General features: G+C 61.3%; 23 protein-coding genes. 15 read left to right on the top strand and 8 right to left on the bottom strand.

Annotation, left to right across the window (positions count from 1 at the left end; translation table 11 throughout):
* Positions 1–50: 50 nt before the first annotated feature.
* Positions 51–884: an arylamine N-acetyltransferase family protein gene (locus AC07S6_RS23765; RefSeq protein WP_072446046.1), complete on the bottom strand. Its 834-nt coding sequence runs from the start codon at positions 882–884 to the stop codon at positions 51–53.
* A gap of 120 nt (positions 885–1,004) precedes the next feature.
* Between AC07S6_RS23765 and AC07S6_RS23760 the strand changes: the two genes are divergently transcribed.
* Positions 1,005–1,241, top strand: coding sequence for a DUF6555 family protein (locus AC07S6_RS23760; protein WP_003192128.1), 237 nt, complete (start codon positions 1,005–1,007; stop codon positions 1,239–1,241).
* A gap of 30 nt (positions 1,242–1,271) precedes the next feature.
* On the opposite strand, the gene AC07S6_RS23755 is transcribed toward AC07S6_RS23760, so the two are convergent.
* Together AC07S6_RS23755 and AC07S6_RS23750 are read right to left on the bottom strand one after the other, a co-directional pair.
* Positions 1,272–1,472: a DUF6021 family protein gene (locus tag AC07S6_RS23755; protein ID WP_032902837.1), complete on the bottom strand. Its 201-nt coding sequence runs from the start codon at positions 1,470–1,472 to the stop codon at positions 1,272–1,274.
* 12 nt (positions 1,473–1,484) lie between these two features.
* Positions 1,485–1,664, bottom strand: a complete 180-nt coding sequence (locus AC07S6_RS23750; RefSeq protein ID WP_032902836.1) for a hypothetical protein — start codon at positions 1,662–1,664, stop codon at positions 1,485–1,487.
* A gap of 114 nt (positions 1,665–1,778) precedes the next feature.
* On the opposite strand from AC07S6_RS23750, the gene AC07S6_RS23745 reads away from it, so the two are divergent.
* Positions 1,779–2,300: a DUF3087 family protein gene (locus AC07S6_RS23745; RefSeq protein ID WP_495113191.1), complete on the top strand. Its 522-nt coding sequence runs from the start codon at positions 1,779–1,781 to the stop codon at positions 2,298–2,300.
* A 20-nt stretch (positions 2,301–2,320) separates the two neighbouring features.
* Here AC07S6_RS23745 and AC07S6_RS23740 read toward each other — a convergent pair whose 3' ends face one another.
* A complete protein-coding gene (locus AC07S6_RS23740) occupies positions 2,321–3,181 on the bottom strand; it encodes a Dyp-type peroxidase (protein WP_495113169.1) in 861 nt (286 codons plus the stop codon).
* Between the two features lie 138 nt (positions 3,182–3,319).
* On the opposite strand from AC07S6_RS23740, the gene AC07S6_RS23735 reads away from it, so the two are divergent.
* Together AC07S6_RS23735 and AC07S6_RS23730 are read left to right on the top strand one after the other, a co-directional pair.
* The gene (locus AC07S6_RS23735; RefSeq protein ID WP_034127893.1) at positions 3,320–4,936 is read left to right on the top strand and encodes an NADP-dependent glyceraldehyde-3-phosphate dehydrogenase; all 1,617 of its coding nucleotides are present in this window, start codon (positions 3,320–3,322) and stop codon (positions 4,934–4,936) included.
* Between the two features lie 163 nt (positions 4,937–5,099).
* Positions 5,100–6,161: an FUSC family protein gene (locus tag AC07S6_RS23730; protein ID WP_186527170.1), complete on the top strand. Its 1,062-nt coding sequence runs from the start codon at positions 5,100–5,102 to the stop codon at positions 6,159–6,161.
* 10 nt (positions 6,162–6,171) lie between these two features.
* Here the strand turns inward: AC07S6_RS23730 and AC07S6_RS23725 are convergent, their stop codons facing one another.
* Positions 6,172–7,932, bottom strand: a complete 1,761-nt coding sequence (locus AC07S6_RS23725) for a hypothetical protein (protein ID WP_197883282.1) — start codon at positions 7,930–7,932, stop codon at positions 6,172–6,174.
* 397 nt (positions 7,933–8,329) lie between these two features.
* Entirely contained in the window at positions 8,330–9,061 is a 732-nt protein-coding gene (locus AC07S6_RS23720; protein WP_034127895.1) for a TetR/AcrR family transcriptional regulator, read from the bottom strand.
* Between the two features lie 355 nt (positions 9,062–9,416).
* Between AC07S6_RS23720 and AC07S6_RS23715 the strand changes: the two genes are divergently transcribed.
* The 4 genes from AC07S6_RS23715 to AC07S6_RS23700 are packed head-to-tail and all read left to right on the top strand — an operon-like array spanning position 9,417 to position 14,043.
* On the top strand, positions 9,417–10,124 hold the full coding sequence (locus AC07S6_RS23715) for an ABC transporter ATP-binding protein (RefSeq protein ID WP_127880712.1): 708 nt from the start codon (positions 9,417–9,419) through the stop codon (positions 10,122–10,124).
* Positions 10,121–11,320: an ABC transporter permease gene (locus AC07S6_RS23710; protein ID WP_197883278.1), complete on the top strand. Its 1,200-nt coding sequence runs from the start codon at positions 10,121–10,123 to the stop codon at positions 11,318–11,320. Before AC07S6_RS23715 ends, AC07S6_RS23710 begins: the two co-directional genes overlap by 4 nt.
* Positions 11,313–12,791, top strand: a complete 1,479-nt coding sequence (locus AC07S6_RS23705; RefSeq protein ID WP_096143817.1) for a TolC family protein — start codon at positions 11,313–11,315, stop codon at positions 12,789–12,791. The genes AC07S6_RS23710 and AC07S6_RS23705 overlap by 8 nt, the downstream gene beginning before the upstream one ends.
* Positions 12,781–14,043 carry an efflux RND transporter periplasmic adaptor subunit gene (locus tag AC07S6_RS23700; RefSeq protein WP_495113168.1) on the top strand — a complete coding sequence of 421 codons (1,263 nt, stop codon included), beginning with the start codon at positions 12,781–12,783 and terminating at the stop codon, positions 14,041–14,043. Before AC07S6_RS23705 ends, AC07S6_RS23700 begins: the two co-directional genes overlap by 11 nt.
* A 170-nt stretch (positions 14,044–14,213) precedes the next feature.
* Here AC07S6_RS23700 and AC07S6_RS23695 read toward each other — a convergent pair whose 3' ends face one another.
* Both AC07S6_RS23695 and AC07S6_RS23690 read right to left on the bottom strand, forming a co-directional pair.
* Positions 14,214–15,608 (bottom strand): FAD/NAD(P)-binding protein, encoded by a 1,395-nt coding sequence (locus AC07S6_RS23695; RefSeq protein ID WP_495113167.1) that lies wholly within the window; start codon positions 15,606–15,608, stop codon positions 14,214–14,216.
* Between the two features lie 22 nt (positions 15,609–15,630).
* Entirely contained in the window at positions 15,631–16,194 is a 564-nt protein-coding gene (locus tag AC07S6_RS23690; protein WP_057974919.1) for a helix-turn-helix domain-containing protein, read from the bottom strand.
* A 92-nt stretch (positions 16,195–16,286) separates the two neighbouring features.
* Between AC07S6_RS23690 and AC07S6_RS23685 the strand changes: the two genes are divergently transcribed.
* The 7 genes from AC07S6_RS23685 to AC07S6_RS23655 all read left to right on the top strand — a co-directional run bounded on the left by AC07S6_RS23685 (position 16,287) and on the right by AC07S6_RS23655 (position 23,461).
* A complete protein-coding gene (locus AC07S6_RS23685; protein WP_495113166.1) occupies positions 16,287–17,216 on the top strand; it encodes a DMT family transporter in 930 nt (309 codons plus the stop codon).
* A 205-nt stretch (positions 17,217–17,421) separates the two neighbouring features.
* Positions 17,422–20,343: a monovalent cation/H+ antiporter subunit A gene (locus tag AC07S6_RS23680; protein WP_014718932.1), complete on the top strand. Its 2,922-nt coding sequence runs from the start codon at positions 17,422–17,424 to the stop codon at positions 20,341–20,343.
* Positions 20,343–20,687 carry a Na+/H+ antiporter subunit C gene (locus AC07S6_RS23675; RefSeq protein WP_003192163.1) on the top strand — a complete coding sequence of 115 codons (345 nt, stop codon included), beginning with the start codon at positions 20,343–20,345 and terminating at the stop codon, positions 20,685–20,687. The genes AC07S6_RS23680 and AC07S6_RS23675 overlap by 1 nt, the downstream gene beginning before the upstream one ends.
* Entirely contained in the window at positions 20,684–22,366 is a 1,683-nt protein-coding gene (locus AC07S6_RS23670) for a monovalent cation/H+ antiporter subunit D (protein ID WP_014718933.1), read from the top strand. Before AC07S6_RS23675 ends, AC07S6_RS23670 begins: the two co-directional genes overlap by 4 nt.
* Positions 22,363–22,851 carry a Na+/H+ antiporter subunit E gene (locus AC07S6_RS23665; protein WP_014718934.1) on the top strand — a complete coding sequence of 163 codons (489 nt, stop codon included), beginning with the start codon at positions 22,363–22,365 and terminating at the stop codon, positions 22,849–22,851. Before AC07S6_RS23670 ends, AC07S6_RS23665 begins: the two co-directional genes overlap by 4 nt.
* On the top strand, positions 22,848–23,126 hold the full coding sequence (locus AC07S6_RS23660; protein WP_003192168.1) for a K+/H+ antiporter subunit F: 279 nt from the start codon (positions 22,848–22,850) through the stop codon (positions 23,124–23,126). Before AC07S6_RS23665 ends, AC07S6_RS23660 begins: the two co-directional genes overlap by 4 nt.
* Positions 23,123–23,461 (top strand): Na+/H+ antiporter subunit G, encoded by a 339-nt coding sequence (locus tag AC07S6_RS23655; RefSeq protein WP_495113165.1) that lies wholly within the window; start codon positions 23,123–23,125, stop codon positions 23,459–23,461. The genes AC07S6_RS23660 and AC07S6_RS23655 overlap by 4 nt, the downstream gene beginning before the upstream one ends.
* Positions 23,462–23,542 lie beyond the last annotated feature (81 nt).

Genomic DNA, 23,542 nt, shown 5'->3' with positions numbered 1-23,542 from the left:
AACTGATTTGCACCAAAATGGAGAAAAAACGGTTCAGCGAAGGCTCTATCTCAATACTCTTCGAGATCGGCCCTGATCAGGTGCTCAACCGCTTCGCGAAGTTGCGGCTGAGCCGGCAAACAAATGCCGAAGGTGTCGCGCAATAACGTCAGCAACTCATCAGCACTCTCCAGCTTGCGCTTCTCGCTGGGCCGGTCCAGGTAATGAACCGCATAGCGGGCGTTGGCCAACGTATGGCGCCTGCCAGGCGCAAGCAACGCGGCTTTCAACTGCCCTACAAACGGGGAGCCTGGGTGCGTGGAGACGTACCAGTTGCCGATTTCATAGTCGATGTCGGCCTGGGTTTGCAGATCGAACACGTACAGGCCACGCCACTCCTCGCCCACCTGCGCCCACAGCGTGTAGCTGCCGTGTTTGAGCGTCAGGCGATAAGGCTCATGAGCGGTGGCCTGGGGTGCGTCGTTGTCCAGTTGCAACGGGCTGCTGGGCACCATGCCGCCAAAACCGACATCGGTGATATAGCGCACGCCGTCGAGGGTCACCAGGCTCAAGCGATGGGTGCGCCCAGTGTGGGCGTCTGGTGGGCCGCCGATCACCACACGCCCGGTGATGCCACGGGCTTCGAAGCCCAACTCCTGCAAGAGTGCCAGGAACAGCTGATTCAACTCGTAGCAATAGCCGCCGCGCCCCTCGTGCAGCACCTTGCGCTCAACGCTGGGCAGGTCGATCGGTACCGGTGCATGCATCAACGTCGACAGACTTTCAAAGGCAAAGCTGCACACATGGCGCAGTTGCAAGTCCCGCAGGGTTTGCAGGGTGGGCGGCGGTGGCGAGGCATAGCCCAGGCGTTGCAGGTACAGGCGGCTATCGGTGAGTGTGTGCATGGCACGGTCCTTGGGCGCGGGGCAAGAGCGTCACTATGCCGCGCCTCTGCGTGCGTTGTCATTTTGAATGAACCTTTTGGAGCGCCGGCCTATCCATCTATAACAAGATTGGGAGGCAGCATGAGTACCGCAAAAATCTACACCGTCCACTATCAGCTACACGGTAAACCCAAGTCTTTCGTGGTGCGCGCCGAAGTGATGAACAACGCCGAGGCCTGGCATTGGGCGGCCGTCGATGCCGACATTGCCCATGTCAGCCGCATCGGCCGCGTAGGTCACGAACAGGTGAAAAAGACCACCCGGCCCTGGGCGGAAAAATACGGTATCAGCGACGTCAGCTGGTCGCCGCCCAGGTAAACAAAGCCCCGCATAACGGCGGGGCTCGGTTCATTGCTTCAAGTCGCCCAACGGATCGTAGGGCGGCTTTTTTTTCGCTGTCTCGTCGTCCTTTTTGTCCAACGGCGCAATAGCCGGGCCGATGGGATCGACCTGTGGGTCGGCTACATCCGGCGAATCCGGGTCGAAGCCCAGTTCATCCTTGCCACTGGCGTGTTCGTTGGAAGAGGGACCATCGGTAGGTTTGTTCATCATATTCTCCTGCTAAAGCGGGCGGGCTCTGTCGTGGAGGTTTTCCAGGTCTTCTTCGACGCGCTCGACATCGTTGTCCGGACCGCGCTCTTTGGGATCGTTGGGGCGTAACGCATCGTTATCACGCTCCTCCTCACCCGGCGTACGGTTCGGATCCGGTGTACCTGGGGGTGGCTGCTTGTGTTCAGACATGATGACTGACCTCATGAGGGGTTCACCATTTTAGAGAAACCGCCCCGCGCCATCGTTCAACTTCATTACGCCAGGCGTGAGAAGATGACCGCCCTTTTTGGAGACCTGCCCCGGATGTTCGAACTCAAACCCTGCGACCCCACTGCCTATCGCCAACAGACCCGCCGTAGCACGTTGATCGTCGCGGCGCTGTTCCTGGCCTTGGCCATGCTGCTGTCGAGCCTGGCGGTGATGCTGTTCGGTGAGCCTGGCGGTGACAATTTTCGCTTCAATGTCGGTGGCGTCTTCGCCGGGGTGTTGATCACGGTCGCGCTGGTGCGTGGCCCGTTCTGGAGCCAGGCCTGGTTGGCGCCAGCGGTGTATGGCTGGCAACTCAAGCGCAGCCTGATGAGCGTGACCAATGTGATGCACAAGGTCACCGAGCGGGTGCAAGCCAACGACCCCACTGCCATCAAGCTGTTGCGTTTCTATCACTTGGGGCTGACGCAGATGCATGAGCTGGACGCCAACTCCAGCGCCCAGGCGCAACTGGTCGGCGAGATTGACGCACACAAGGCGAAGATGCACGCGATGGGGATCGATACCGAACAAACCCGGCTCGATCCCGCGTGGCTGGAAGCGCTCAAAAGCGCTTGAGGGAGCAGGCAAAAAGGCGGTTAAAAAACCAGACTCAGGTCCAGGCGCCCTTCCCTGACCGGCGGACACCAGTAATAGCCACCGGTCAACGGCTTACTGATGCGATACAGGCCATCGACGATCCCATCCTCCAACCCGCTCATACGCCGAAGCTGGGCCTCAAACGCATCGAAGGAATGCCCGAAGGCGAGAAACATCAACCCCGCCTGACCATTCTCGGCCCAGGGCATCGAGCGGCGCACCACGAAGGCTTCCGGGGTAAAGCTTTCCTGGGCGGTGCGCTTGGTATGGGCCGATTCCGGGGCGTCGTCGAGTTCTTCGTTGTCGCCATGGCGGCGGCCAATGATGTGGTCACGCTCCTGGGCAGGCAATTCGGCGAAACCGTCGAGGTCGTGCTGCCATTGCTGGATCGCGGCAAAGCTGGCGCCGCTGTCGGTCAAGGCGGCTTCCACGGCGGCATCGTCGTGGGGGTTTTCGGTGCCATCTTCGTAGTCGGTCAGGTCAAAGCCGGTCTTGTAGCGGAAGCCTTCAATCGATTGCACCAGGCGAAACGCCGGAGCCAGCGCTTTTTCCACGGCACGGCTGCGCAGCAACAACTCACCGCGATCCACCCCATGCAACCATACCCACAGCGCCTGCTGAGTCGACGGGTTGTGCGCGCCAGGGCCGCTAACGGCCGGGAATGAGCGCAGCCCTGGGATCTGGGCACCCAGCGCTTTTACCAGCGGCTCACCGAACCCCACCACGGCCGCCGCATCCGTCAACTGCACCAGCACGTCCAGCGCAGCGGGCACGGCTTGCAACGAATCCAGGGCAAAAAACAGATGGCGGGCCTGCAAAGGCACCGGTGCGGCAAGAATGCCCGGCTGGTACTGACTCATGTGAACTCCTTCTGAAAAGCCGCGCAGTTTACCCGGCGTACACCACCCTGCGAACAAGAATGCGCGCAAGCCTTGCGTTAGAGCCGCTTGTTGGGTGACTCTCTAGTCATGTTTTGCAACTATTCCAGGGGTAGCGACATGACCACCAGCAACCTGCTCGCCCAGCTGTTTCCCACCTCCACCGCGCAGATTCCCGAGCAATTTCGCCTGGCGGCGCCCATTGAACAACGTGAATACCTGGTCGATGGCCAGTTGCAGGTGTGGAACGGCCCGCTCGCCCGCGTGCAAAGCCCCGTGCAACTGGGTGATGAGCGTGTACACATCGGCAGCACGCCGTTGCTGGATGCCGACACCGCCCTCACCGCCCTGGATGCTGCCGTGCGCGCCTACGACCGTGGCCAGGGTGCATGGCCGACGATGCGCGTGGTCGAGCGTATCCAGCACGTCGAAGCGTTTTTGCGGCGCATGCGCGAACAGCGCGATGCGGTGGTCAAGCTGCTGATGTGGGAGATCGGCAAGAACCTCAAGGACTCGCAGAAAGAATTCGACCGTACCTGCGACTACATCACCGACACCATCAATGCCCTCAAGGAACTCGACCGCCGCAGCAGTCGTTTTGAACTGGAGCAGGACACCCTCGGCCAGATCCGCCGCGTCCCCCTGGGCGTGGCGTTGTGCATGGGGCCTTACAACTACCCGTTGAACGAGACCTTCACCACGCTGATCCCGGCCTTGATCATGGGCAATACCGTGGTGTTCAAGCCGGCCAAGCTGGGTGTGCTGTTGATCCGCCCTTTGCTGGAAGCCTTCCGCGACAGCTTCCCGGCCGGGGTGATCAACGTGATCTACGGCAGCGGCCGCGAGACCGTGAGCGCGCTGATGGCCAGCGGCAAGATCGATATCTTTGCATTTATCGGCACCAACAAGGCCGCCAGTGATTTGAAAAAACTGCACCCCAAGCCACACCGTTTGCGTGCTGCGCTGGGCCTGGATGCCAAAAACCCGGGGATCGTGCTGCCCGAAGTGGACCTGGACAATGCGGTGAACGAAGCGGTCACCGGCTCGCTGTCGTTCAACGGCCAGCGTTGCACCGCGTTGAAGATCCTGTTCGTGCATGAAGACGTGGTCGAGCGCTTTATCGAGAAATTCAACGCCAAGCTGGCGACGCTCAAGCCCGGCATGCCGTGGGAGGATGGCGTGGCGCTGACGCCACTGCCGGAAGTGGGCAAGGTCGATTACCTCAGCGAACTGGTGGCCGATGCGGCGCGCCATGGCGCCAAGGTCATGAACCCCGAGGGCGGCAGCAGCCGTGGTTCGTTCTTCTACCCGGCGGTGCTGTACCCGGTAAACCCGCAGATGCGCGTCTACCACGAAGAGCAATTCGGCCCGGTGGTGCCGATCGTGCCCTATCGTGACCTGGAGACCGTGATCGACTACGTGCTGGACTCGGATTTCGGCCAGCAGTTGAGCCTCTTCGGCACCGACCCCGTGGCAGTCGGACGCCTGGTGGACACCTTCGCCAACCAGGTGGGCCGTATCAATATCAATGCCCAATGCCAGCGCGGTCCGGACACATTCCCCTTCAACGGACGCAAGAACTCGGCCGAGGGCACGTTGTCGGTGCATGACGCCTTGCGCGTGTTCTCGATCCGAACTTTGGTGGCGACCAAGTTCCAGGAGAGTAACAAGGCGTTGGTCAGCGATATTTTGCGCAACCGCGATTCGAGCTTCCTGACCACCGACTACATCTTCTGAAGCCAACTCCGTTCCAATGTGCAGACAGGTCAGTGTGGGAGCTGGCTTGCCTGCGATGCCAGCTCCTCGGTCTTTCAGTCAGGTCGCGGTGATGCTATCGCAGGCAAGCCAGCTCCCACATTTGATCAAGCACATTCATACATTTGAGGCCATTTTAAGACTGATGAACCTGCCCTTCTTTGCCCGGCGCCTGCTGCGCCCTTTGCTCGACCCCTACCGCCGCTTTCGCCATGCCAAGCTGATCCACGCCGCGCGCGTGTCGGTGGGGTTGCTGGCAACCATCCTGCTGACCACCGGCCTCAACCTGCCCCACGGTGAATGGGCGTCGGTGACCATGCTGATCGTGATCGGCGGGTTGCAGCACCACGGCAATATCGGCAAGAAAGCCGTCGAGCGCGCCTACGGCACCTTGATCGGCGCCAGCGTCGGCTTGCTGCTGGTGGTGCAGCAGGCTTACTTCGGCCTGCCGTTGCTCACCTACCTGTTGATGTCGGTGGTGTGCGGGTTCTTTTCCTATCACGCCATCGGCAAAGGCGGCTATATCGCACTGCTGTCGGCGATCACGGTGTTTATCGTCGCCGGCCACGGCGATAACCCTATCTCCGATGGATTGTGGCGCACCGTCGATATCCTGATCGGAATTGTGCTGGCCCTGGCGTTTTCCTTTGCCTTGCCGTTGTACGCCGTGTATTCGTGGCGCTACAACCTGGCCAGCGCCCTGCGTGACTGCGCGCAGATTTATAGCCGGATCATCAATGGCCAATCGGTAACTGACGATGAACACCTCAAGCTGCTCAACCGCTTGAACGGGGCGATGGTGCAACTGCGTTCGTTGATGCCGTCGGTGTCCAAAGAAGTGCGGATTTCCATGACTGAACTGGACGCGATCCAGCGGCACCTGCGCCTGTGCATCAGCACCCTGGAGATTCTGGGCAATACCCGGCCGGACCCGCGCGACGAGCAGGCCACGGCGCGGATGCAAGTCATGTTGAAAGCCGAGCATCGGCAAATTCGGGTGCAGTTGGTGGGGATGGCGCGCGCGTTGAAATCGGGGGTGACGGAGCGGTTGGAGCGTACCGGTCACGCCCATGCCAGTGAGCCTGCGCTGGATGCACCGGTGTACAGCGCGCTGGATGGGTATCGGTTGCTGACGGTGCAGCTGGCGGCGAATGTGGATGGGATGCGCCAGCGCCTGGCAAAGACCGCCCGGCACTGGAAGATCTGACCAATAGCGCTCAAACCATACGCAATGGTGTAGTCAGGGAATAGCGCTCGGGCAAGTTCCCGCGTTTTAGGGTGTAGTAGAGCGAAGTATCTTCACCTCGATTGGGCTCCAGATCCTGAGGCAATACGTCAAACGATACAGCAACGCCGGGAATGTTCGCCTGCTTGGGCAGGTCGATGCTGTGAACGCCCTTGATGCAGAGCGTTATCCAATCGCCGAACTCCACATCGCTGAACGGTGCGTCGATAGGCGTACCGAACGGTGACACGTTATCCAGGTGGAGTTCACCCTCAAGCTCATCTCGAACGATCGGCGCGGGCATGTCCGGCTGCAGCTCACCGATCCTCAATGATCGACGCCACGACTCACGTGGCTTTTCGCCGTCCTTGGTTGCGCGATAGAACAGGTCGGCCAAACGGCCTTTGAATCGTCTGAGGTCATCGCCTTCAAGTACCACCGTCAATTGATCCTCAGCGGCAGACAACTCACCTAGATCAATGCCGACACGGTGCTCGATAGTGCCCCCGGCATCACTGGCCAAAAGGATCAATTCCAGTGCCTGGAATGATTGCCAGCCCGGTTGGACCGGTATGTGGACCTTGGCCTGCGCAAGGTCGGGATCAATCTGCCCATCGGACTCGCCCTCCACGCTGGGGGCCAACCATTGTCTGATCTCTCCGATGACAGTCACATGACGATAGTTCGAACGGGGGGCACTGCCGTGCTGGCTATCGAGTACGTAATAGACAATTGCACGCCCCCGGGCAATGGCGGCGACCACAGCATTGGGTATCTCGAAATAATAAGCCTTGGTACCGGCCAGCTCTCGCATCTCGGAATGAGGAACCGTCCCGCCATCCTCTAGAGTGCCAATCCAATAAAAGTGGACATGGGTGTAGCGATGGGCATCTTCCGATGTCAGGTAGAAACCGACCCGTACAGCGTCGTTACCGATATTCGCCAAGTTGATTTCGGATTCGGTCAAGGGGTAGTCAACCCAAGGCGGCTCCATACGCTGACTGTCGGTGTAGACCTCTACGTATGAGACCACCGACCACATTGCATCCTCATCCGGCAAATTGCCGGTGTTCCCCGTGACGGTCATTGCCACGGGGAGAATGTCGCTGTTACCCGCAGCGAGGATCATCTCGGGGGTCACAGTGATTTCAATGTCACGCCCCACCTCATTCGGCTGTACCCGATGCTCAACTTTTTCTGATCCCCAGACCAACGTGAGCAGGTCATAAGGGCCCATGTTCTCCCACTTGTGACAGGTGACCGTCACCCCATCCCGGGCTTTTTGTTCATCGACGCCTTCCAACTCCACCTGTGGCTCAAGTTTGAATACCAGCCCGCCATGGCCTTTATCCGTGGGTTCGGGAGCCTTGCCACCAGGTCTCTGCAAGTTGATCCTGAGGCGCAAGGGAGGGGTCTGCTGAGGGGGCTCATTGTCGGGGATGATTCTGCAATACATCGCGTCAGCCCAGCCCTCGAGGATCGAGTGAGCGGGCACAGTGAGTGGGAAGCGGGTGCGTGGAGGGTCGCCATCACGCACCAGGTAGAAACCTACCGGCGTTGGTCCATGCCATATCAGCTGGAATGTGGTGCCCACCGGCGCAGAAAAGGGATAGTCCACGTAAACGACAAGATCACGTGTCACATGCAGCCTGCCGATGCCGCCATCTGCGCCTTCCGCATCATCGGCAATCGGCGGATACATCAATGGAATATCGACGGGTTCCAGTACGTGCTTATCAAGGTTACGCACCATTCTTCGCTCCTTGTTCGACGCCTCGCGGTGCACCGTTTTCGATGTGCCGCGTCTTTGACGAATCAAACGCCCAAACAAATAACTTGCCTACTGTCAGAGTTAACAGGGTGCGACGAAAGGTATTAAGCCAGCCGTAAATTTAATAGGTTCAAACTCTAATCTTTCTTACATTTTTTTCACGATTTATTCACATCAAGAGACGTAGTGTGAAGCCTCATCCGTTACAAACGTTGCATATCAAGCCCGCCGCCCCAGCGGGCTTTTTTTTGCCTGTTTTTTGGCTCCGAAAAAGGGCCAACCTCTGTAGGAGCGAGCTTGCTCGCGAAGAACGCAATGACGCCGCGGTTAGCCAGAATGCTCGCGTTATCGTTGACGTTTTACGCGAGCAAGCTCGCTCCTACAGGGCGTGGTGTTCGCGTAGGGCGCGCTGGGTTTCCAGCACCTTGGCCAGTGCCGTTTCGGCTTCCTGGCTTTGCTGCGGCACCCGAATCGCCGCCGACACCAGCGTGATCAGCTTGGCCATCACCTCGGCATCCGTGGCCGGGCGGCCCAGGCTCATGGAGTTCATCAGCAGGCGCAGTTCGGTGCCTGCCATGACCCCGGAAATGGCCTTGAGGGCAAATTGCAGGCGCACCCCCAGTTCATTACGTGGCAAATCCGGCAGGGCCAGGGCGAAGGCTTCGAAGAAGCGCTGGAACACCGGCTGATAATGGACCTTGAGGTATTCCTGGATAAACGGCGAGGTATCGCTGTAGACCCGGCCCAGGAAGCGAATGAACGAACGCCCTTCCCCGCTGGCGGGGTCGCTGCGCTCCAGGCCCATGGCCGGGGCAAACAGCACGCCCAGGAGTGTGTCGCAATCGAGCGGGCCATCGGATTCGGCTTCACAGCGCGCCAGCAGTTCCAGGCGTTGCTCGTTGAGGGGCTCCAGGCGCTGCATCAGCAAGGTTTTCATCAGGGAGTCCTTGTCCCCGAAGTGGTAGTTCACCGCGGCCAGGTTGACCTGGGCACGCTCGGTTATCTGCCGTAGCAACACGGCGTCATAGCCGTACTTGATGAAAAGAGCCTCTGTCGCATCCAGCAATCGAGTCTTGGTAACGTTTGGAGCGCTGAGTTTCTTCGCGACCATATGGGTTCCACGGCGGAAATATTGTTTTAAAAAATAATTTGATTTTTTATACCGGGGCGGCCCGTCGAAAGCAAGTAGTGACACTCCGCCATATCATGCAAAGCCCTTATATCCGGGCTTTTGAGGCAAATCGTAGGGGTTTTACCCACCTCTGATACCCGCTGAGAAAATCGTTTCAACCGGTAAAACCGCTCTACCTCGACGGCTGGCGAAGCGTCAGGAAGGCAGTTACTATTCAAACAATATTTTAAAAACAAGAAATAAAACCAGTCCGTGACGGCTACAGGCAGCTTCTGAACTTGTTACAAGGAGTTTCGGGGAGCAAGGCGGTACCGTCGAGACTGCAGGCGTAGTCATGATGACACAGACCCCCGCGCAACCCGGCTTGATTTCCCTGCAAGGCATCGGTAAGCGCTATCAGCTCGCCGGGCAAGAATTGAGCATTCTCAATGACGTGTGCCTGTCTATCGCCAGCGGTGACAGCTGCGGCATTCTCGGTGCCTCTGGCTCCGGCAAAAGCACCCTGCTCAATATCCTTGGCCTGCTGGACCTGCCCAACTGCGGCCAGTACCACTTTGCCGGCCACGATATTTTCAACGCCACTCCCGATGAGCTGGCGGCGATCCGCAACCAGCAGATCGGTTTCGTGTTCCAGAGCTTCAACCTGCTGCCACGCCTAAGTGCCCTGGACAACGTCGCACTGCCCTTGAGTTATCGCGGCGTGTCGCGGCATGAATCGGTGGAACACGCCCAGCGCATGCTCGCACAAGTCGGCCTCGCCGAACGCGCCCACCATCGCCCCGCCGACCTCTCCGGTGGGCAGCGCCAACGTGTGGCCATTGCCCGCGCCTTGGTCGGCAAACCCTCGGTGATCCTGGCCGACGAACCCACCGGCAACCTCGACAGCACTACCGCCCAAGAGATCATGGACCTGCTGTTGAACCTCAACCGCGAGCAACAGGTGACGCTGATCATCGTCACCCACGACCCCCACATTGCCGAGCGCCTGGAGCGCAAGATCCTGGTGCGCAACGGCGTGGTGCATGAGGCTGGGCGCCCATGAGCCTGCGGGTCGAGCAGAGCCTCAGCCAACTGCTGCATGAAGCCTTTATCAGCCTGCGTACCCTGGGCAAGCGTTCGATCCTGGCGCTCTTGGGGATCGTCATCGGCAGTTCCTCGGTGGTGGCGCTGATCAATATCGGCCACAACGCGGCGGTGGATGCGGCGATGATTTTCAAGGACATGGGTACCGATACCCTCATCGCCCAGTTCCCGCCCAAGGGCAGCATCAACGTACCGATGCGCACCCAGCTCGACCTGGATGCGGTACGCCGGGCAGTGCCGGGCATTGCCCATATCGGCGCGCTCAGCCTGTTCAGCGGGCCCATTGTGTTTCATGGGCGGACCGCCAATGCCAACTTTGTCGGCAGTACTACGGGTATCCAGGATGCCATGCGCCTGGCGCTGCGTGAGGGGCGCTTCCTGTCACCCTTCGATGCCAACGAAACCTACGGAGTAATCGGCGACCAACTCGCCCAGGCCCTTGGCGCGCCAGGTGACCCGCTGCAACTGGGCGACCGTGTGCGTATCAACGATTACCTGTTTTTGGTGGTGGGCATCCTGCGCAACCAGCCCAGGGCCATGCTGATGCCGGTGCAAGCCAACGAATCGTTGTTTATTCCCGCCGAGGGCATGCGCCGCATCTACGCCAACCCGCAGATCAACAACCTGATCATTCGCGCAGCGCCGGGACAGGACATGGAACGTATCGCCAAGGATGCCGCCGCCGCGCTGCAACCCCAGCTCACCGACCATAGCGTCGACATCACAGTGCCCCAGCAAATGATCGATGGCATGACCCGCCAAAGCCGCACCTTCGCCTATCTGCTGCTGGCCCTCGGCGCGATCTCCCTGGTGGGCGGCGGTGTCGGGGTGATGAACGTGATGCTGATGAACGTTTCGGAACGCCGCCGTGAGATCGGCATCCGCATGGCCCTGGGCGCGCGCCAGCGGGATATCCGCAACCTGTTTTTGCTCGAAGCGGTCACCCTCACCGCCGTGGGTGCGCTGTGCGGCGCAGTCCTGGGCATGACCGCTGCCTGGCTGTATGCGTGGCTGTCGGGCTGGGCCTTTGCGTTGGCAGTGGCTGCCCTGCCCCTGGGCGTGGGCAGTACGTTGCTGGTGGGTTTGTTCTTTGGCATCTACCCGGCGGTGTCGGCCTCACGCTTGCAGCCGGTCGAGGCCCTGCGCGATGAATAAGTACCTGGCACTGCTCATGCTGATCAGCCTGCCGGGCATGGCCGCCGACGTGGTGATCAACCCTCAGGCACCCAGCACCACCCGCAGCGGCTACGAGCGTAGCGTCTCGCTGAATGCCCAGGCCACCACCATGACCCTGGGGGACGCGGTGTACCTGGGCCTGCGTAATAACCCGGCGATCCGCAGCGCCTACTTGCAACGGGTGGCGCAGAAGTTCGACCTGCGCGTGGCCGAAGACGTGTTCAACCCCAAGCTCACCCTCAACAGCTATTACCGCAGCACCCGCGGCTCCCAAGACAATGCGCGCAACGCCAACGTCGCGCCCACCAGCAGCCTGCTCGGCGAATACGGCACGCGCTTGAGCATGGCCTGGACCCAGCAGTTGAACAACGCCAACCGCGCCGGCCGCTACCGCAGCGACGGCCTGGACCTGGCGGTCATCCAACCGCTGATGCGCGGGGCCGGCTGGGATGCCACCACCGCACCGCTGCGCCTGTCGCGCCTGGCCGAGCAGGCCAACCGCCTGAACCTCAAGGCCACCGTGGCGCAGACCATCAGCCAGATCATCGCCACCTACCGCGAATTGTTGCGCGCCCAGGAACAGTTGGTGATCGTCCAGGAAGCGCTCAAACGCTCCACTACTTTACTGGAGGTGAACAAAGCGCTGATCAGCGCCGGGCGCATGGCCGAATTCGAGATCGTGCAGACCGAAGCCGATATCGCCACCCAGCAATTAGGCGTGGAAGAAGCGCGCAACCAACTCGACACCAGCCGCCTGGCGTTGCTGCGCCTGCTGGCCCTGGACTTGTCGACACCGGTGCGCGCCACCGAGGCCCTGGAAGCCACCCCCATGGAGATCGACAAACGCCAGGCCTTCAACCTCGCGCAAAACCAGCAACCGGAATACCTCGCTGCCCTGCTCGGTAGCCAACAGGCCGACCTCGACCTGGTGATCGCCAAGGATTCCGGGCGCTGGCAGGTGGACCTGGTCGCCGGCGCCAACCAGATACGCGCCGCCACCGATAACGACAACGGCCATAACAATAACCGCACCTGGGACAGTTACGCCGGGGTGCAAGTGCAAATTCCTATTGGCGATATCAGCACGCGCCAGGCCGAAGTGCGTGCACGGGTAAATGTAGAAGACCAGGAAATCCGCATTACCGACGCCCGCCAGGAGCTGGAGCGCAACGTCAACAATGTGGTGCGTGACCTTGGCACCCGCTGGCGCCAATATGAAATATCCAAGCGCGCCGTGGAGTTGTCGCGGCGCAAGATCGAGATCGAGCGGGAAAAGCTCAGCGCCGGGCGCTCCACCAACTTTCAGGTGCTGAGCTTCGAGACCGACCTGCGCAACGCCGAAAACGCCCAGCTCAATGCGCTGATCGCTTATTTGAACGCCCAGACTCAGCTTGATCTGACCCTGGGCATGACGCTGGAAAGTTGGGAAATTGCCCTTAATGACTACTAATAAAAAACCCCTGCTGGCCGTTGCCTTGTTCCTGCTGTTGGCCGGCGCGGCCGCCGCCCTGCTCAGTCAACGCAGCGGGGCTGAGCAGGCGGGTACAGGCGAACAGTGGCTGGCCGTAAAGCCCGACCCGTTGGTGCACCAGATCGGCCTGGTGGGCAAGATCGAGCCTGACACCACCGTCGTCCTGACGGCGCCGTTCGACGGCAATGTGCTGGCCAACCTGGTCGAACAAGGCCAGCGCGTTGAGGCCGGTCAAGTCCTGTTGCGCATGGACCCGGCGACGCTTGAAGTACAGCTGCGCGACGCCCTCTCCGCGCAACTCAAGGCCCGACGCACCGTGCAGGAAATGCAGGACTGGGGCAGCAGCCCCACCGTCAGCCGCGCCCGTCGCAGTTTACGCACCGCTGAAATGACCGCGGGCAACACCCAACGCAAACTCACCGAGAGCGAAAACCTGTTCAAGCGCGGCATCATCCCGCGCAACGAACTGGATGACCTCAAACAGCAAACCCAGCAACAGCAATTGGACTTGGTGGCGGCGCGCAGTGAGCTGCAACAAGCCCTGGACCAAGGCCAGGGCGAATACCGGCAGATCGCCGAAATGGAGCTGACCAATGCCACGGTGAAGTACGAAGCCTTGCAAACACTGCTCGAAGGCAAGGAGGTCAAGGCGCCCTTCTCCGGCATCGTGGTACCGGCGCCCGGCAGCACCAGTACCGCTCAAGGTGGCGGCAATAACAACGCGCCGGTGCAGGCCGGCAGCAAGGTCAGCCAGGGCCAGGTGCTGTTCGGGCTGGCCAATATCGAACGCTTGAAAATCGTGGCCAAGGTCTCAGAGCTGGATATCAACCAGCTGCGTCAGGGCCAGACCGTTGAAGTCATGGGCGATGGCTTTGATGGCGAGCGGCTGACAGGTTCAGTCAGCGTGGTCAGCGGCCTGGCCATCGCCAGCGACAGCCAGGGCAGTGCGCAGTTTCCGGTGACCTTGTCGATCCCCACCCTGACGCCCCAGCAGTTACAACGGGTGCGCCTGGGCATGAGTGCGAGGTTGACGATTGTCACTTATAACAATGACCAGGCGATCGTGATTCCCAGCCAGGCGATCCAGGCGGACATGACGGTGGAGTATCGGACGGCGATGGATAAACCGGTGCAGCGGGTAAAAGTCACCACCGGGCAATCGACGCCGCAGGGGGTTGAGGTGTTTGGGCTTGAAGCGGGGTTGGTGAGGGTCGGGGGAATCAATCACTGATCCTCGATCCAGATGTGGGAACGCTGCACTGTGGCGAGGGAGCTTGCTCCCGCTGGGCTGCGCAGCGGCCCCAAGATCCTGGGAGCGCTTCGCACTCCAGCGGGAGCAAGCTCCCTCGCCACAAGATTACCGGTTACTTGCATTGGGGCAATCAATGCCAGCTCCAACATTCAGCGCTGTGTCAGCCTGGCGGCCAGTGCCTTGGCCTGCAGCGCCACATCGGTCACCGCCGTACTCTCCCACCACATGCCCCGCAACGGCGGCCCCATGGCGAACAGTCGCTGGCTGACCTCGCCGCGAGCATCCAGCACCGCCCCCGTTGAATCCGCCGCAATCCCCAGCGCCAGCGGCCCAGGTTGGATCAACCCGCGCTTGAGCAGTTGCTGCGGTAAAGGACGGGCCACCCGGCGCCAGTCGTATTCGATGCCGCTGGAATTGATCAGCGCAGCGCCCAACATCTTGGTGATCACATCCTCGCCACGGTAGCGCACCGCAATGGCAACCCCCTTCTGCGAAGGCACCAAGCCCTTGAACGACGCCGCCTGAATCCGCAACCGCCCTTGCCCCTGCAACCGCGCTACCAACTGCGCACTCAAGGGCGGCGAACGGTGGTGATGGCTTTCCCACCAAGGCCGTACATGCCGCACGAACTGGCGCTTCTGGGCCTCACTGGCCTGGCTCCACAGCCGCGCGATATGCCCGCGCACCGTGTCCAGCGGCGCCTGCCAGTCTGTGCCTTGCCCCAACGCGAGCTGGCATTGGCGTCGCACCTCACGCAGCAATTGTCGGGGGCTGCTCAGGCTGTGGTCAGCGGCGAGGAAGTCGTCCCAGCTCGGCGGTTGCCGGCGTACATGGGGCAACAAGCCGTGGCGCGAAAAAACCTCGATAGGCCCGCGATGGCCGGCCTGCTCCAGGGAGACCACGGCATCGACCATGGTCAGGCCCGAGCCGATGATCAGCACGGTCGATTGTGGGTCGAGCCGGGTCATCGCGGGTACATCCCAAGGGTCCAACGCGGCGGCATTCAATCCTGTGGACTCGGTCTGCGGAGTGCGCGCCGCCGGGAACATGCCGGTGGCCAATACCGCACAGACGCCGCGCAGTTGCTCGCCAGTATCGAGAGTCAACAACGCCGAGGTGGCATCGACTTGCAGGTCTACCCCTTCGGCGCGGATGTGCTCGACGCTCGATGTAGAAAGCGCCTTGGCTTGCGCCAGACGCTGCTGCGCGTACAGGCCGAAAAGCCCCCGTGGCGGGAACAGCTCGCTGATAGGCACATGCTGTTGGTTCGACTCGGGCCATCCGCCGGCGCTGATGTAGTCGGTGAGCCATTGGGTCAGGTCGTCGGCGTTGTCCGGGTCAACGCTCATACGCGCCGCATTGCCGTTCAGCGTATGGCCCAATTCGACCGCGCTGTAGGCTTCGCCGCGCCCCAGCTCAGCACGGGGTTCGACTATCAGGATGCGCCGCGTGCCCGGCAGGCGCAGCAGTTGCACGGCCAGCATCGTGCCGCTCAGGCCACCACCGATGATCAGTACATCTGCAACGCGGGTGGATTCACTCATGCCAGTTCGCCCTTATTGCTGCTCAAATCACCACATTTCGAACAAACCGTACCGCCGCGTTCCCATCATTGCGATAAGCATGGGGCTGGTGGCTGGCGAACATAAAGAACTCTCCAGCCTCGATGAGATTTTCCTGATCACCTATCACCAGCGTCAGGCTGCCCTCGAACACAAACAGTTGTTCGCTCCACCCTTCCAAGTCAGGGTCCGGGCAATAACGGTCACCGGGCTCAAGCCGCCACTCCCATAGTTCGACCTCACGCCGTGCCGTAGCCTTGGCCAGCAACACCGCCTTACTGCCGACAATCTCGCCCGCCCAGGCCAGCTCATTGATACGACTGTGGTCGCGCACATCCGGCGCCTGGATCAGATCACTGAACGCCACGCCCAACGCTTCGGCGACACGGTCCAGGGTCGACAGGCTGACGTTCTTCTCTCCCGCTTCTATCGCCACCAGCATGCGCCGGCTGACTCCGGACTTTTCCGAGAGCGCGGTCTGGCTCAAGTCGGCGGCATGGCGCAGGCGACGAACGTTCTGGCTGACGTGCTGCAGGACCGAAGCCCGTTGCGGATTTTCTTTGTGCACTATATTGCTCAATAGGTGGGTGTGCGCAGTATACTGCCCAGCGTGCGGCGCATTGTGCGGTCCGTGCTTTCCCCTTGCAAGACCGAGCCGCCATGACCGCCCCGAACTCCCCTTCGCGTTTCAACCGTTTCAGTAAAGCCGAATGCATCCTGGTGGTGATCACCATGATCTGGGGCGGCACCTTTTTGCTGGTGCAGCACGCCATGGCGGTCAGCGGGCCGATGTTTTTTGTGGGGCTGCGCTTCGCGGCAGCGACGATTGTGGTGGGGTTCTTTTCCTTGCGCACCCTGCGCGACCTGACCCTGTTCGAATTGAAGGCCGGGGTGTTTATCGGGGTGGCGATCATGTTCGGCTACGGTTTGCAGACCATTGGCCTGCAAACCATCTTGAGCAGCCAATCGGCGTTTATCACCGCCTTGTATGTGCCGTTCGTACCGCTGTTGCAGTGGCTGGTGCTTGGCCGTCGCCCCGGCTTGATGCCCAGCATCGGCATCATGTTGGCGTTTGCGGGGTTGATGCTGTTGACCGGCCCGGCGGGGGCCTCGCTGAATTTCAGCGCGGGTGAAATCGCCACCTTGATCGGTGCAGTGGCCATAGCGGCCGAGATCATCTTGATCAGCGCATTTGCCGGCCAGGTGGATATTCGTCGGGTGACCGTGGTGCAACTGGCCACCGCTTCGGTGCTGTCCTTCATGATGGTGGTGCCCATGGGCGAGGCGTTGCCGGGCTTTTCCTGGCTGTTGCTGTTCAGTGCCGTGGGTCTGGGCTTGACCAGTGCGGTGATCCAAGTGGCGATGAACTGGGCACAGCAGAGTGTCTCGCCAACGCGGGCGACGTTGATTTATGCCGGTGAGCCGGTGTGGGCAGGCGTTGTGGGGCGAATCGCCGGGGAGCGGTTCCCACCGATCGCGATGCTGGGCGCGGTACTGATTGTGGTGGCGGTGATTGTGAGTGAATTGAAGACGAAGGGGCAGAAGGCCGTTGAGTTGGCAGATGCCTTGGAACAGGAGCGTCAGGGCTAACCTGGGAACGCTGGGGTGCCAGGTCTATGTTCATCGCGGGCAAGCCCGGCTCCCAGAGGGTCGGCATTTCAGTTCAGAGGGAGGTTGAAACAGTGCCAAATGGGAGGTTTCAGCCTACTTTGTAGGATCCTGCCACATCTTGCCGTTTGGTGATCGTGAAAGCGGCACGTATGATGCATCCCAAACTCCCGCAGATTAGAAGCCTATGTCCCTGATAGTTCTACTGCTTCTGCCTTTTATCGGCAGCTGTCTGGCGGCCTTGCTGCCGCATAACGCACGTAACACCGAATCCCTGTTGGCCGGCCTTGTGGCGCTGGTCGGTACTATTCAAGTCGCCCTGCTCTACCCCCAGATCGCCCACGGTGGCGTGATCCGCGAAGAATTCATGTGGTTGCCCAGCCTGGGGCTCAACTTCGTGCTGCGCATGGATGGGTTTGCCTGGCTGTTCTCGATGCTGGTGCTGGGCATCGGCACGCTGGTATCGCTGTATGCGCGCTACTACATGTCGCCGGACGACCCGGTGCCGCGTTTCTTTGCATTTTTCCTGGCGTTCATGGGCGCCATGCTGGGTTTGGTGATCTCTGGCAACCTGATCCAGATCGTATTCTTCTGGGAACTGACCAGCCTGTTCTCGTTCCTGCTGATCGGCTATTGGCACCACCGCGCCGATGCGCGGCGGGGTGCGTATATGGCGCTGATGGTCACTGGCGCAGGTGGGCTGTGCCTGTTGGCGGGAGTGATGCTGCTGGGGCATATCGTCGGCAGCTATGATCTGGACCAGGTGCTGGCGGCGGGCGATCAGATTCGCGCGCATTCGCTGTACCCGGTCATGCTCGCCCTGGTGCTGATCGGCGCCTTGAGCAAAAGCGCGCAGTTCCCCTTCCATTTCTGGCTGCCCCACGCCATGGCGGCGCCGACGCCGGTTTCGGCCTATCTGCATTCGGCGACGATGGTGAAAGCCGGCGTGTTCCTCCTGGCCCGCCTGTGGCCGTCGCTGTCCGGCAGCGAAGAATGGTTCTGGATCGTCGGCGGTGCCGGCGCCCTCACTCTCCTCCTCGGCGCTTACTGCGCCATGTTTCAAAACGATCTCAAGGGCCTGCTGGCCTACTCCACCATCAGCCACCTCGGGCTGATCACCCTGCTGCTGGGCCTCAACAGCCCACTGGCCGCAGTTGCCGCGGTATTCCACATTCTCAACCACGCTACCTTCAAGGCTTCGCTGTTCATGGCAGCGGGCATCATCGACCACGAGAGCGGCACGCGGGATATCCGCAAGCTCAGTGGGCTGGTGCGCCTGATCCCGTTTACCGCGACCCTGGCGATGGTCGCCAGCGCGTCCATGGCCGGGGTGCCGTTGCTCAATGGCTTCCTGTCCAAAGAGATGTTCTTTGCCGAAACCGTGTTTATCTCGTCGACCCAATGGGTGGAAATCGCCCTGCCGGTGATCGCGACCATTGCCGGTACATTCAGCGTGGCCTATGCCCTGCGTTTTACCGTGGACGTGTTCTTCGGCCCGCCCGCCACCGACTTGCCGCACACGCCCCACGAGCCGCCGCGCTGGATGCGCGCACCCGTCGAGCTGTTGGTGTTCACCTGCCTGCTGGTGGGGATTTTCCCGGCCCAGGTGGTCGGTTCGATCCTCGCCGCTGCCGCCCTGCCGGTGGTGGGCGGTACATTGCCGGAATACAGCCTGGCGATCTGGCACGGCTGGAACGCGCCGATGATCATGAGCCTGGTGGCGATGACCGGCGGCGTGGTGCTGTACCTGATGCTGCGCAAGCAACTCAAGCGTGGCCGCTTCGAATACCCGCCGCTGATCGGCTATTTCAACGGTAAGCGCGGCTTCGAGCGCTGCCTGGTGGTGATGATGCGCGGCGTGCGCCGCATCGAGAAACGCATCAGCACCAAGCGCCTGCAAACCCAGTTGTTCCTGTTGGTGCTGCTGGCAGTGATCGGCGCGATGATCCCGATGATCAACAGTGGCCTCAGTTGGGGCGACCGCCCGAAAATCCCGGGTTCCATCGTATTCGTAACCCTGTGGTTGCTGGCGATTGCCTGCGCCCTTGGCGCCGCCTGGCAAGCCAAGTACCACCGGCTGGCGGCCCTGACCATGGTTAGCGTGTGCGGCCTGATGACCTGCGTCACCTTCGTGTGGTTCTCGGCGCCGGACCTGGCCCTCACCCAATTGGTGGTCGAAGTGGTCACCACCGTGCTGATCCTGCTCGGCCTGCGCTGGCTGCCAAGGCGGATCGAAGAGGTCTCACCCCTGCCCAGCTCGCTGCGCAAGGCGCGTATCCGCCGCCTGCGTGACTTGCTGCTCTCCACTGTGGTGGGTGGAGGCATGGCGCTGCTTTCCTACGCGATGCTGACCCGCCAGACGCCCAACGATATCTCCTCGTTCTACTTAAGCCGTGCCCTGCCCGAAGGCGGCGGCAGCAATGTGGTGAACGTGATGCTGGTGGACTTCCGTGGCTTCGACACCCTGGGCGAAATCACCGTACTGGGCGCTGTGGCCTTGACCGTGTACGCCTTGCTCCGTCGCTTCCGTCCGTCCAAGGAAAGCATGGAGTTGCCACCCCAACAGCGCCAACTGGCGCCGGACGTGGCCACCGACCTGGTCAACCCGCGCCAGGCCAGCGACACCGCCCTGGGCTTTATGATGGTGCCGGCGGTGCTGGTGCGCCTGCTGCTGCCGATTGCGCTGGTGGTGTCGTTTTATCTGTTCATGCGCGGCCACAACCAACCTGGGGGTGGTTTCGTCGCCGGGCTGGTGATGTCGGTGGCGTTTATCCTGCAATACATGGTCGCCGGTACCCAGTGGGTCGAGGCGCAGATGAGCCTGCGGCCCATGCGCTGGATGGGCTTCGGCCTGCTGTCGGCCACCTTGACCGGGCTGGGCGCGCTGTTCGCCGGGTACCCGTTCCTCACTACGCATACCTGGCATTTCAGCCTGCCGTTACTGGGCGATATTCATATCGCCAGTGCGCTGTTCTTTGACGTCGGCGTGTACGCCATGGTCGTGGGCTCGACCCTGTTGATGCTCACCGCCCTCGGCCACCAGTCGGTGCGCGCGCATAAACCGAGCAACCAGCCCAAAGTGGTTGCTGCAACCGAAGGAGCCGCCTGATGGAAGAAGTCATCGCAATAGCCATTGGGGTCCTGGCGGCCTCCGGCGTCTGGTTGATACTGCGGCCACGAACGTTCCAGGTGGTCATGGGTTTGTGCCTGCTGTCCTACGGCGTCAACCTGTTCATCTTCAGCATGGGCAGCCTGTTTATCGGCAAGGAGCCGATCATCAAGGACGGCGTGCCCCAAGACCTGCTCAACTACACCGACCCACTGCCCCAGGCCCTGGTGCTCACAGCCATTGTGATCAGCTTCGCCATGACCGCGCTGTTCCTGGTGGTGCTGCTGGCATCCCGGGGCCTCACCGGCACTGACCATGTAGACGGCCGGGAGCCCAAGGAATGACGTGGATGAATCAACTGATCGTCGCGCCGATCCTGCTGCCGCTGCTCACCGCCGGGCTGATGCTGATGCTGGGCGAGAAACGCCGCCCGCTCAAAGCCCAGATCAATCTGTGCTCCAGCATCGTCGGACTGGGCGTTGCTATCCTGCTGTTGTACTGGACGCAACAAGGCGGCCCCGGCTCCATTGGCGTGTACCTGCCGGGCAACTGGCAGGTGCCGTTCGGCATCGTCCTGGTGGTGGACCAACTGTCGGCGATGATGCTGGTGCTGACCGGGGTTATCGGCGTCAGTGCGCTGCTGTTCGCCATGGCCCGCTGGGACCGTGCGGGCACCAGCTTCCATGCCCTGTTCCAGATCCAACTGATGGGGCTGTATGGCGCCTTCCTCACCGCCGACCTGTTCAACCTGTTCGTGTTCTTCGAGGTGCTGCTGGCCGCCTCCTACGGCCTGATGCTGCACGGTTCCGGCCGTGCGCGGGTGTCGTCGGGGCTGCATTACATTGCGATCAACCTGCTGGCGTCGTCGCTGTTCCTGATCGGCGCGGCGATGATCTACGGCGTCACCGGCACGCTGAACTTCGCCGACCTGGCGTTGAAAATCCCGCTGGTGCCGGAGGCCGATCGCGGCCTGTTGCATGCCGGTGCAGCGATCCTGGCTACGGCGTTCCTGGCCAAGGCCGGCATGTGGCCGCTGAACTTCTGGCTGGCACCCGCCTATTCCTCGGCCAGCGCGCCGGTGGCGGCAATGTTCGCGATCATGACCAAGGTCGGCGTGTACACCGTGCTGCGCCTGTGGACCCTGCTGTTCTCCGGCCAGGCCGGGGCTTCGGCACTGTTTGGCGGCGATTGGCTGGTGTATGGCGGCATGGCGACCATCATTTGCGCGGCACTGGCGATGGTGGCGGCGCAGCGTCTGGAACGCATGGCCAGCCTGAGTATCCTGGTGTCGGCCGGAATTCTGCTGTCAGCGGTAGGGTTTGCCCAGCCGAGCCTGACCGCTGGGGCGCTGTTCTATCTGGTCAGCTCCACCCTGGCACTGAGTGCATTATTTTTGCTGGCGGAATTGATCGAGCGTTCGCGTTCGGCCAACGACCTGCCGCTGGATGAGGAGATTGATGCGCTGCCCAAAGCCATGGAATCGCTGCATCCGCGCCCGGGCGTGAACCTGGACGATGAGCAAAAAGCAGTGATCGGCCAGGTCATCCCTTGGACCATGGCCTTCCTGGGCTTGAGCTTTATCGCCTGCGCGCTGCTGATTATCGGCATGCCACCGCTGTCCGGGTTTATCGGCAAGCTCAGCCTGTTGAGCGCGCTGATCAACCCACTGGGCCTGGGCAACGCCGTGGACGAATCGATCCGCCCGGCGGCCTGGGGCCTGGTCGCGCTGCTGATTCTCTCTGGCCTCGCCTCGCTCATCGCTTTCGCCCGCCTCGGCATCCAGCGCTTCTGGACCCCGGAAGAACGCCCATCACCGCTGCTGCGCCGCTACGAGTGTGTACCGATCTTCCTGCTGCTGGGGTTGAGCATCGCGCTGACCTTCAAGGCCGAGGCGCTGATGCGCTACACCCAGGCCACCGCCCAAAGCCTGAACAACCCGGAACACTACGTGATGGCAGTGCTCGCGACCCGGCCAGTGCCCAGCCCTGAAGCCAAGGCCGCCGCCCTGGAGGTACAGCCATGAAACGTCTGTTCCCGGCTCCCTGGCTGTCGTTGGCGTTATGGGTGTTGTGGCTGGTGCTGAACTTGTCGATCAGCCCCGGCAACCTGCTGCTGGGCGCACTGTTGGGCTTTCTTGCGCCGCTGATGATGGCGCCGCTGCGCCCGCTGCCGATCCGCATACGCCGCCCTGGGGTGATCATCCGCCTGTTTTTCCGGGTCGGCCTCGATGTGATCATCTCCAACCTGCACGTGGCATGGGGCGTACTCACCTGCGGCTCCCGCCCACCGCGCTCGCGCTTTATCAAGATCCCCCTGGACCTGCGCGACGCCAACGGCCTGGCTGTGCTGGCGATGATCACCAGCGTGACCCCCGGCACCGTCTGGTCGGAACTGGCCCTGGACCGCAGCATCCTGCTGCTGCACGTTTTCGACCTGGATGACGAAGCCTCGTTTATCCAGCAATTCAAGCACGCCTACGAACGGCCCCTGATGGAGATCTTCGAATGAGCGCCCTGCTCGCCAATGCGATCCTGTTCAGCCTGTTCCTGTTCTCCCTGGCCATGGTGCTGACCCTGGTGCGCCTGTTCAAAGGCCCCTCGGCCCAGGACCGGGTACTGGCGCTGGACTACCTGTACATCCTGGCGATGCTGATGATGCTGACCCTGGGTATTCGCTATGCCAGCGACACTTACTTTGAAGCGGCGCTATTGATCGCGCTGTTCGGCTTCGTCGGCTCGTTCGCCCTGGCCAAATTCCTGCTGCGTGGCGAGGTGATTGAATGATGCCGTTATGGGTTGAAATTATCGTGGCGGCGTTGCTGTTGCTCAGCAGCCTGTTTGCCTTGATTGGCGCGATTGGCTTGCTGCGGATGAAGGCGTTTTTCCAACGCATGCACCCACCGGCACTGGCCTCGACGTTGGGGGCGTGGAGCGTGGCGCTGGCGTCGATCATCTACTTTTCAACGCTCAAATCCGGGCCGGTGTTGCACGGCTGGTTGATTCCGATTTTGCTCGCGATCACCGTGCCGGTCACCACACTGCTACTGGCGCGAACCGCCCTGTTCCGCAAACGCATGGCCGGCGATGACGTCCCCGACGAAGTCAGCAGCCGCCGCTGATTCTTCAGGCGAATTCAGTAAAAATGTGGGAGCTGGCTTGCCTGCGATAGCGGAATTTCAGTCAATGATGCTGTGACTGAT

The sequence above is a fragment of the Pseudomonas sp. GW821-FHT07B01 genome (genome assembly GCF_059419065.1).
This window is presented reverse-complemented; position numbering and strand designations above follow the sequence as displayed.

Coding starts and splice junctions, on each gene's coding strand:
- AC07S6_RS23765 (WP_072446046.1), bottom strand. CDS start 884: ATGCACACACTCACCGATAGCCGCCTGTACCTGCAACGCCTGGGCTAT.
- AC07S6_RS23760 (WP_003192128.1), top strand. CDS start 1,005: ATGAGTACCGCAAAAATCTACACCGTCCACTATCAGCTACACGGTAAA.
- AC07S6_RS23755 (WP_032902837.1), bottom strand. CDS start 1,472: ATGAACAAACCTACCGATGGTCCCTCTTCCAACGAACACGCCAGTGGC.
- AC07S6_RS23750 (WP_032902836.1), bottom strand. CDS start 1,664: ATGTCTGAACACAAGCAGCCACCCCCAGGTACACCGGATCCGAACCGT.
- AC07S6_RS23745 (WP_495113191.1), top strand. CDS start 1,779: ATGTTCGAACTCAAACCCTGCGACCCCACTGCCTATCGCCAACAGACC.
- AC07S6_RS23740 (WP_495113169.1), bottom strand. CDS start 3,181: ATGAGTCAGTACCAGCCGGGCATTCTTGCCGCACCGGTGCCTTTGCAG.
- AC07S6_RS23735 (WP_034127893.1), top strand. CDS start 3,320: ATGACCACCAGCAACCTGCTCGCCCAGCTGTTTCCCACCTCCACCGCG.
- AC07S6_RS23730 (WP_186527170.1), top strand. CDS start 5,100: ATGAACCTGCCCTTCTTTGCCCGGCGCCTGCTGCGCCCTTTGCTCGAC.
- AC07S6_RS23725 (WP_197883282.1), bottom strand. CDS start 7,932: ATGGTGCGTAACCTTGATAAGCACGTACTGGAACCCGTCGATATTCCA.
- AC07S6_RS23720 (WP_034127895.1), bottom strand. CDS start 9,061: ATGGTCGCGAAGAAACTCAGCGCTCCAAACGTTACCAAGACTCGATTG.
- AC07S6_RS23715 (WP_127880712.1), top strand. CDS start 9,417: ATGATGACACAGACCCCCGCGCAACCCGGCTTGATTTCCCTGCAAGGC.
- AC07S6_RS23710 (WP_197883278.1), top strand. CDS start 10,121: ATGAGCCTGCGGGTCGAGCAGAGCCTCAGCCAACTGCTGCATGAAGCC.
- AC07S6_RS23705 (WP_096143817.1), top strand. CDS start 11,313: ATGAATAAGTACCTGGCACTGCTCATGCTGATCAGCCTGCCGGGCATG.
- AC07S6_RS23700 (WP_495113168.1), top strand. CDS start 12,781: ATGACTACTAATAAAAAACCCCTGCTGGCCGTTGCCTTGTTCCTGCTG.
- AC07S6_RS23695 (WP_495113167.1), bottom strand. CDS start 15,608: ATGAGTGAATCCACCCGCGTTGCAGATGTACTGATCATCGGTGGTGGC.
- AC07S6_RS23685 (WP_495113166.1), top strand. CDS start 16,287: ATGACCGCCCCGAACTCCCCTTCGCGTTTCAACCGTTTCAGTAAAGCC.
- AC07S6_RS23680 (WP_014718932.1), top strand. CDS start 17,422: ATGTCCCTGATAGTTCTACTGCTTCTGCCTTTTATCGGCAGCTGTCTG.
- AC07S6_RS23675 (WP_003192163.1), top strand. CDS start 20,343: ATGGAAGAAGTCATCGCAATAGCCATTGGGGTCCTGGCGGCCTCCGGC.
- AC07S6_RS23670 (WP_014718933.1), top strand. CDS start 20,684: ATGACGTGGATGAATCAACTGATCGTCGCGCCGATCCTGCTGCCGCTG.
- AC07S6_RS23665 (WP_014718934.1), top strand. CDS start 22,363: ATGAAACGTCTGTTCCCGGCTCCCTGGCTGTCGTTGGCGTTATGGGTG.
- AC07S6_RS23660 (WP_003192168.1), top strand. CDS start 22,848: ATGAGCGCCCTGCTCGCCAATGCGATCCTGTTCAGCCTGTTCCTGTTC.
- AC07S6_RS23655 (WP_495113165.1), top strand. CDS start 23,123: ATGATGCCGTTATGGGTTGAAATTATCGTGGCGGCGTTGCTGTTGCTC.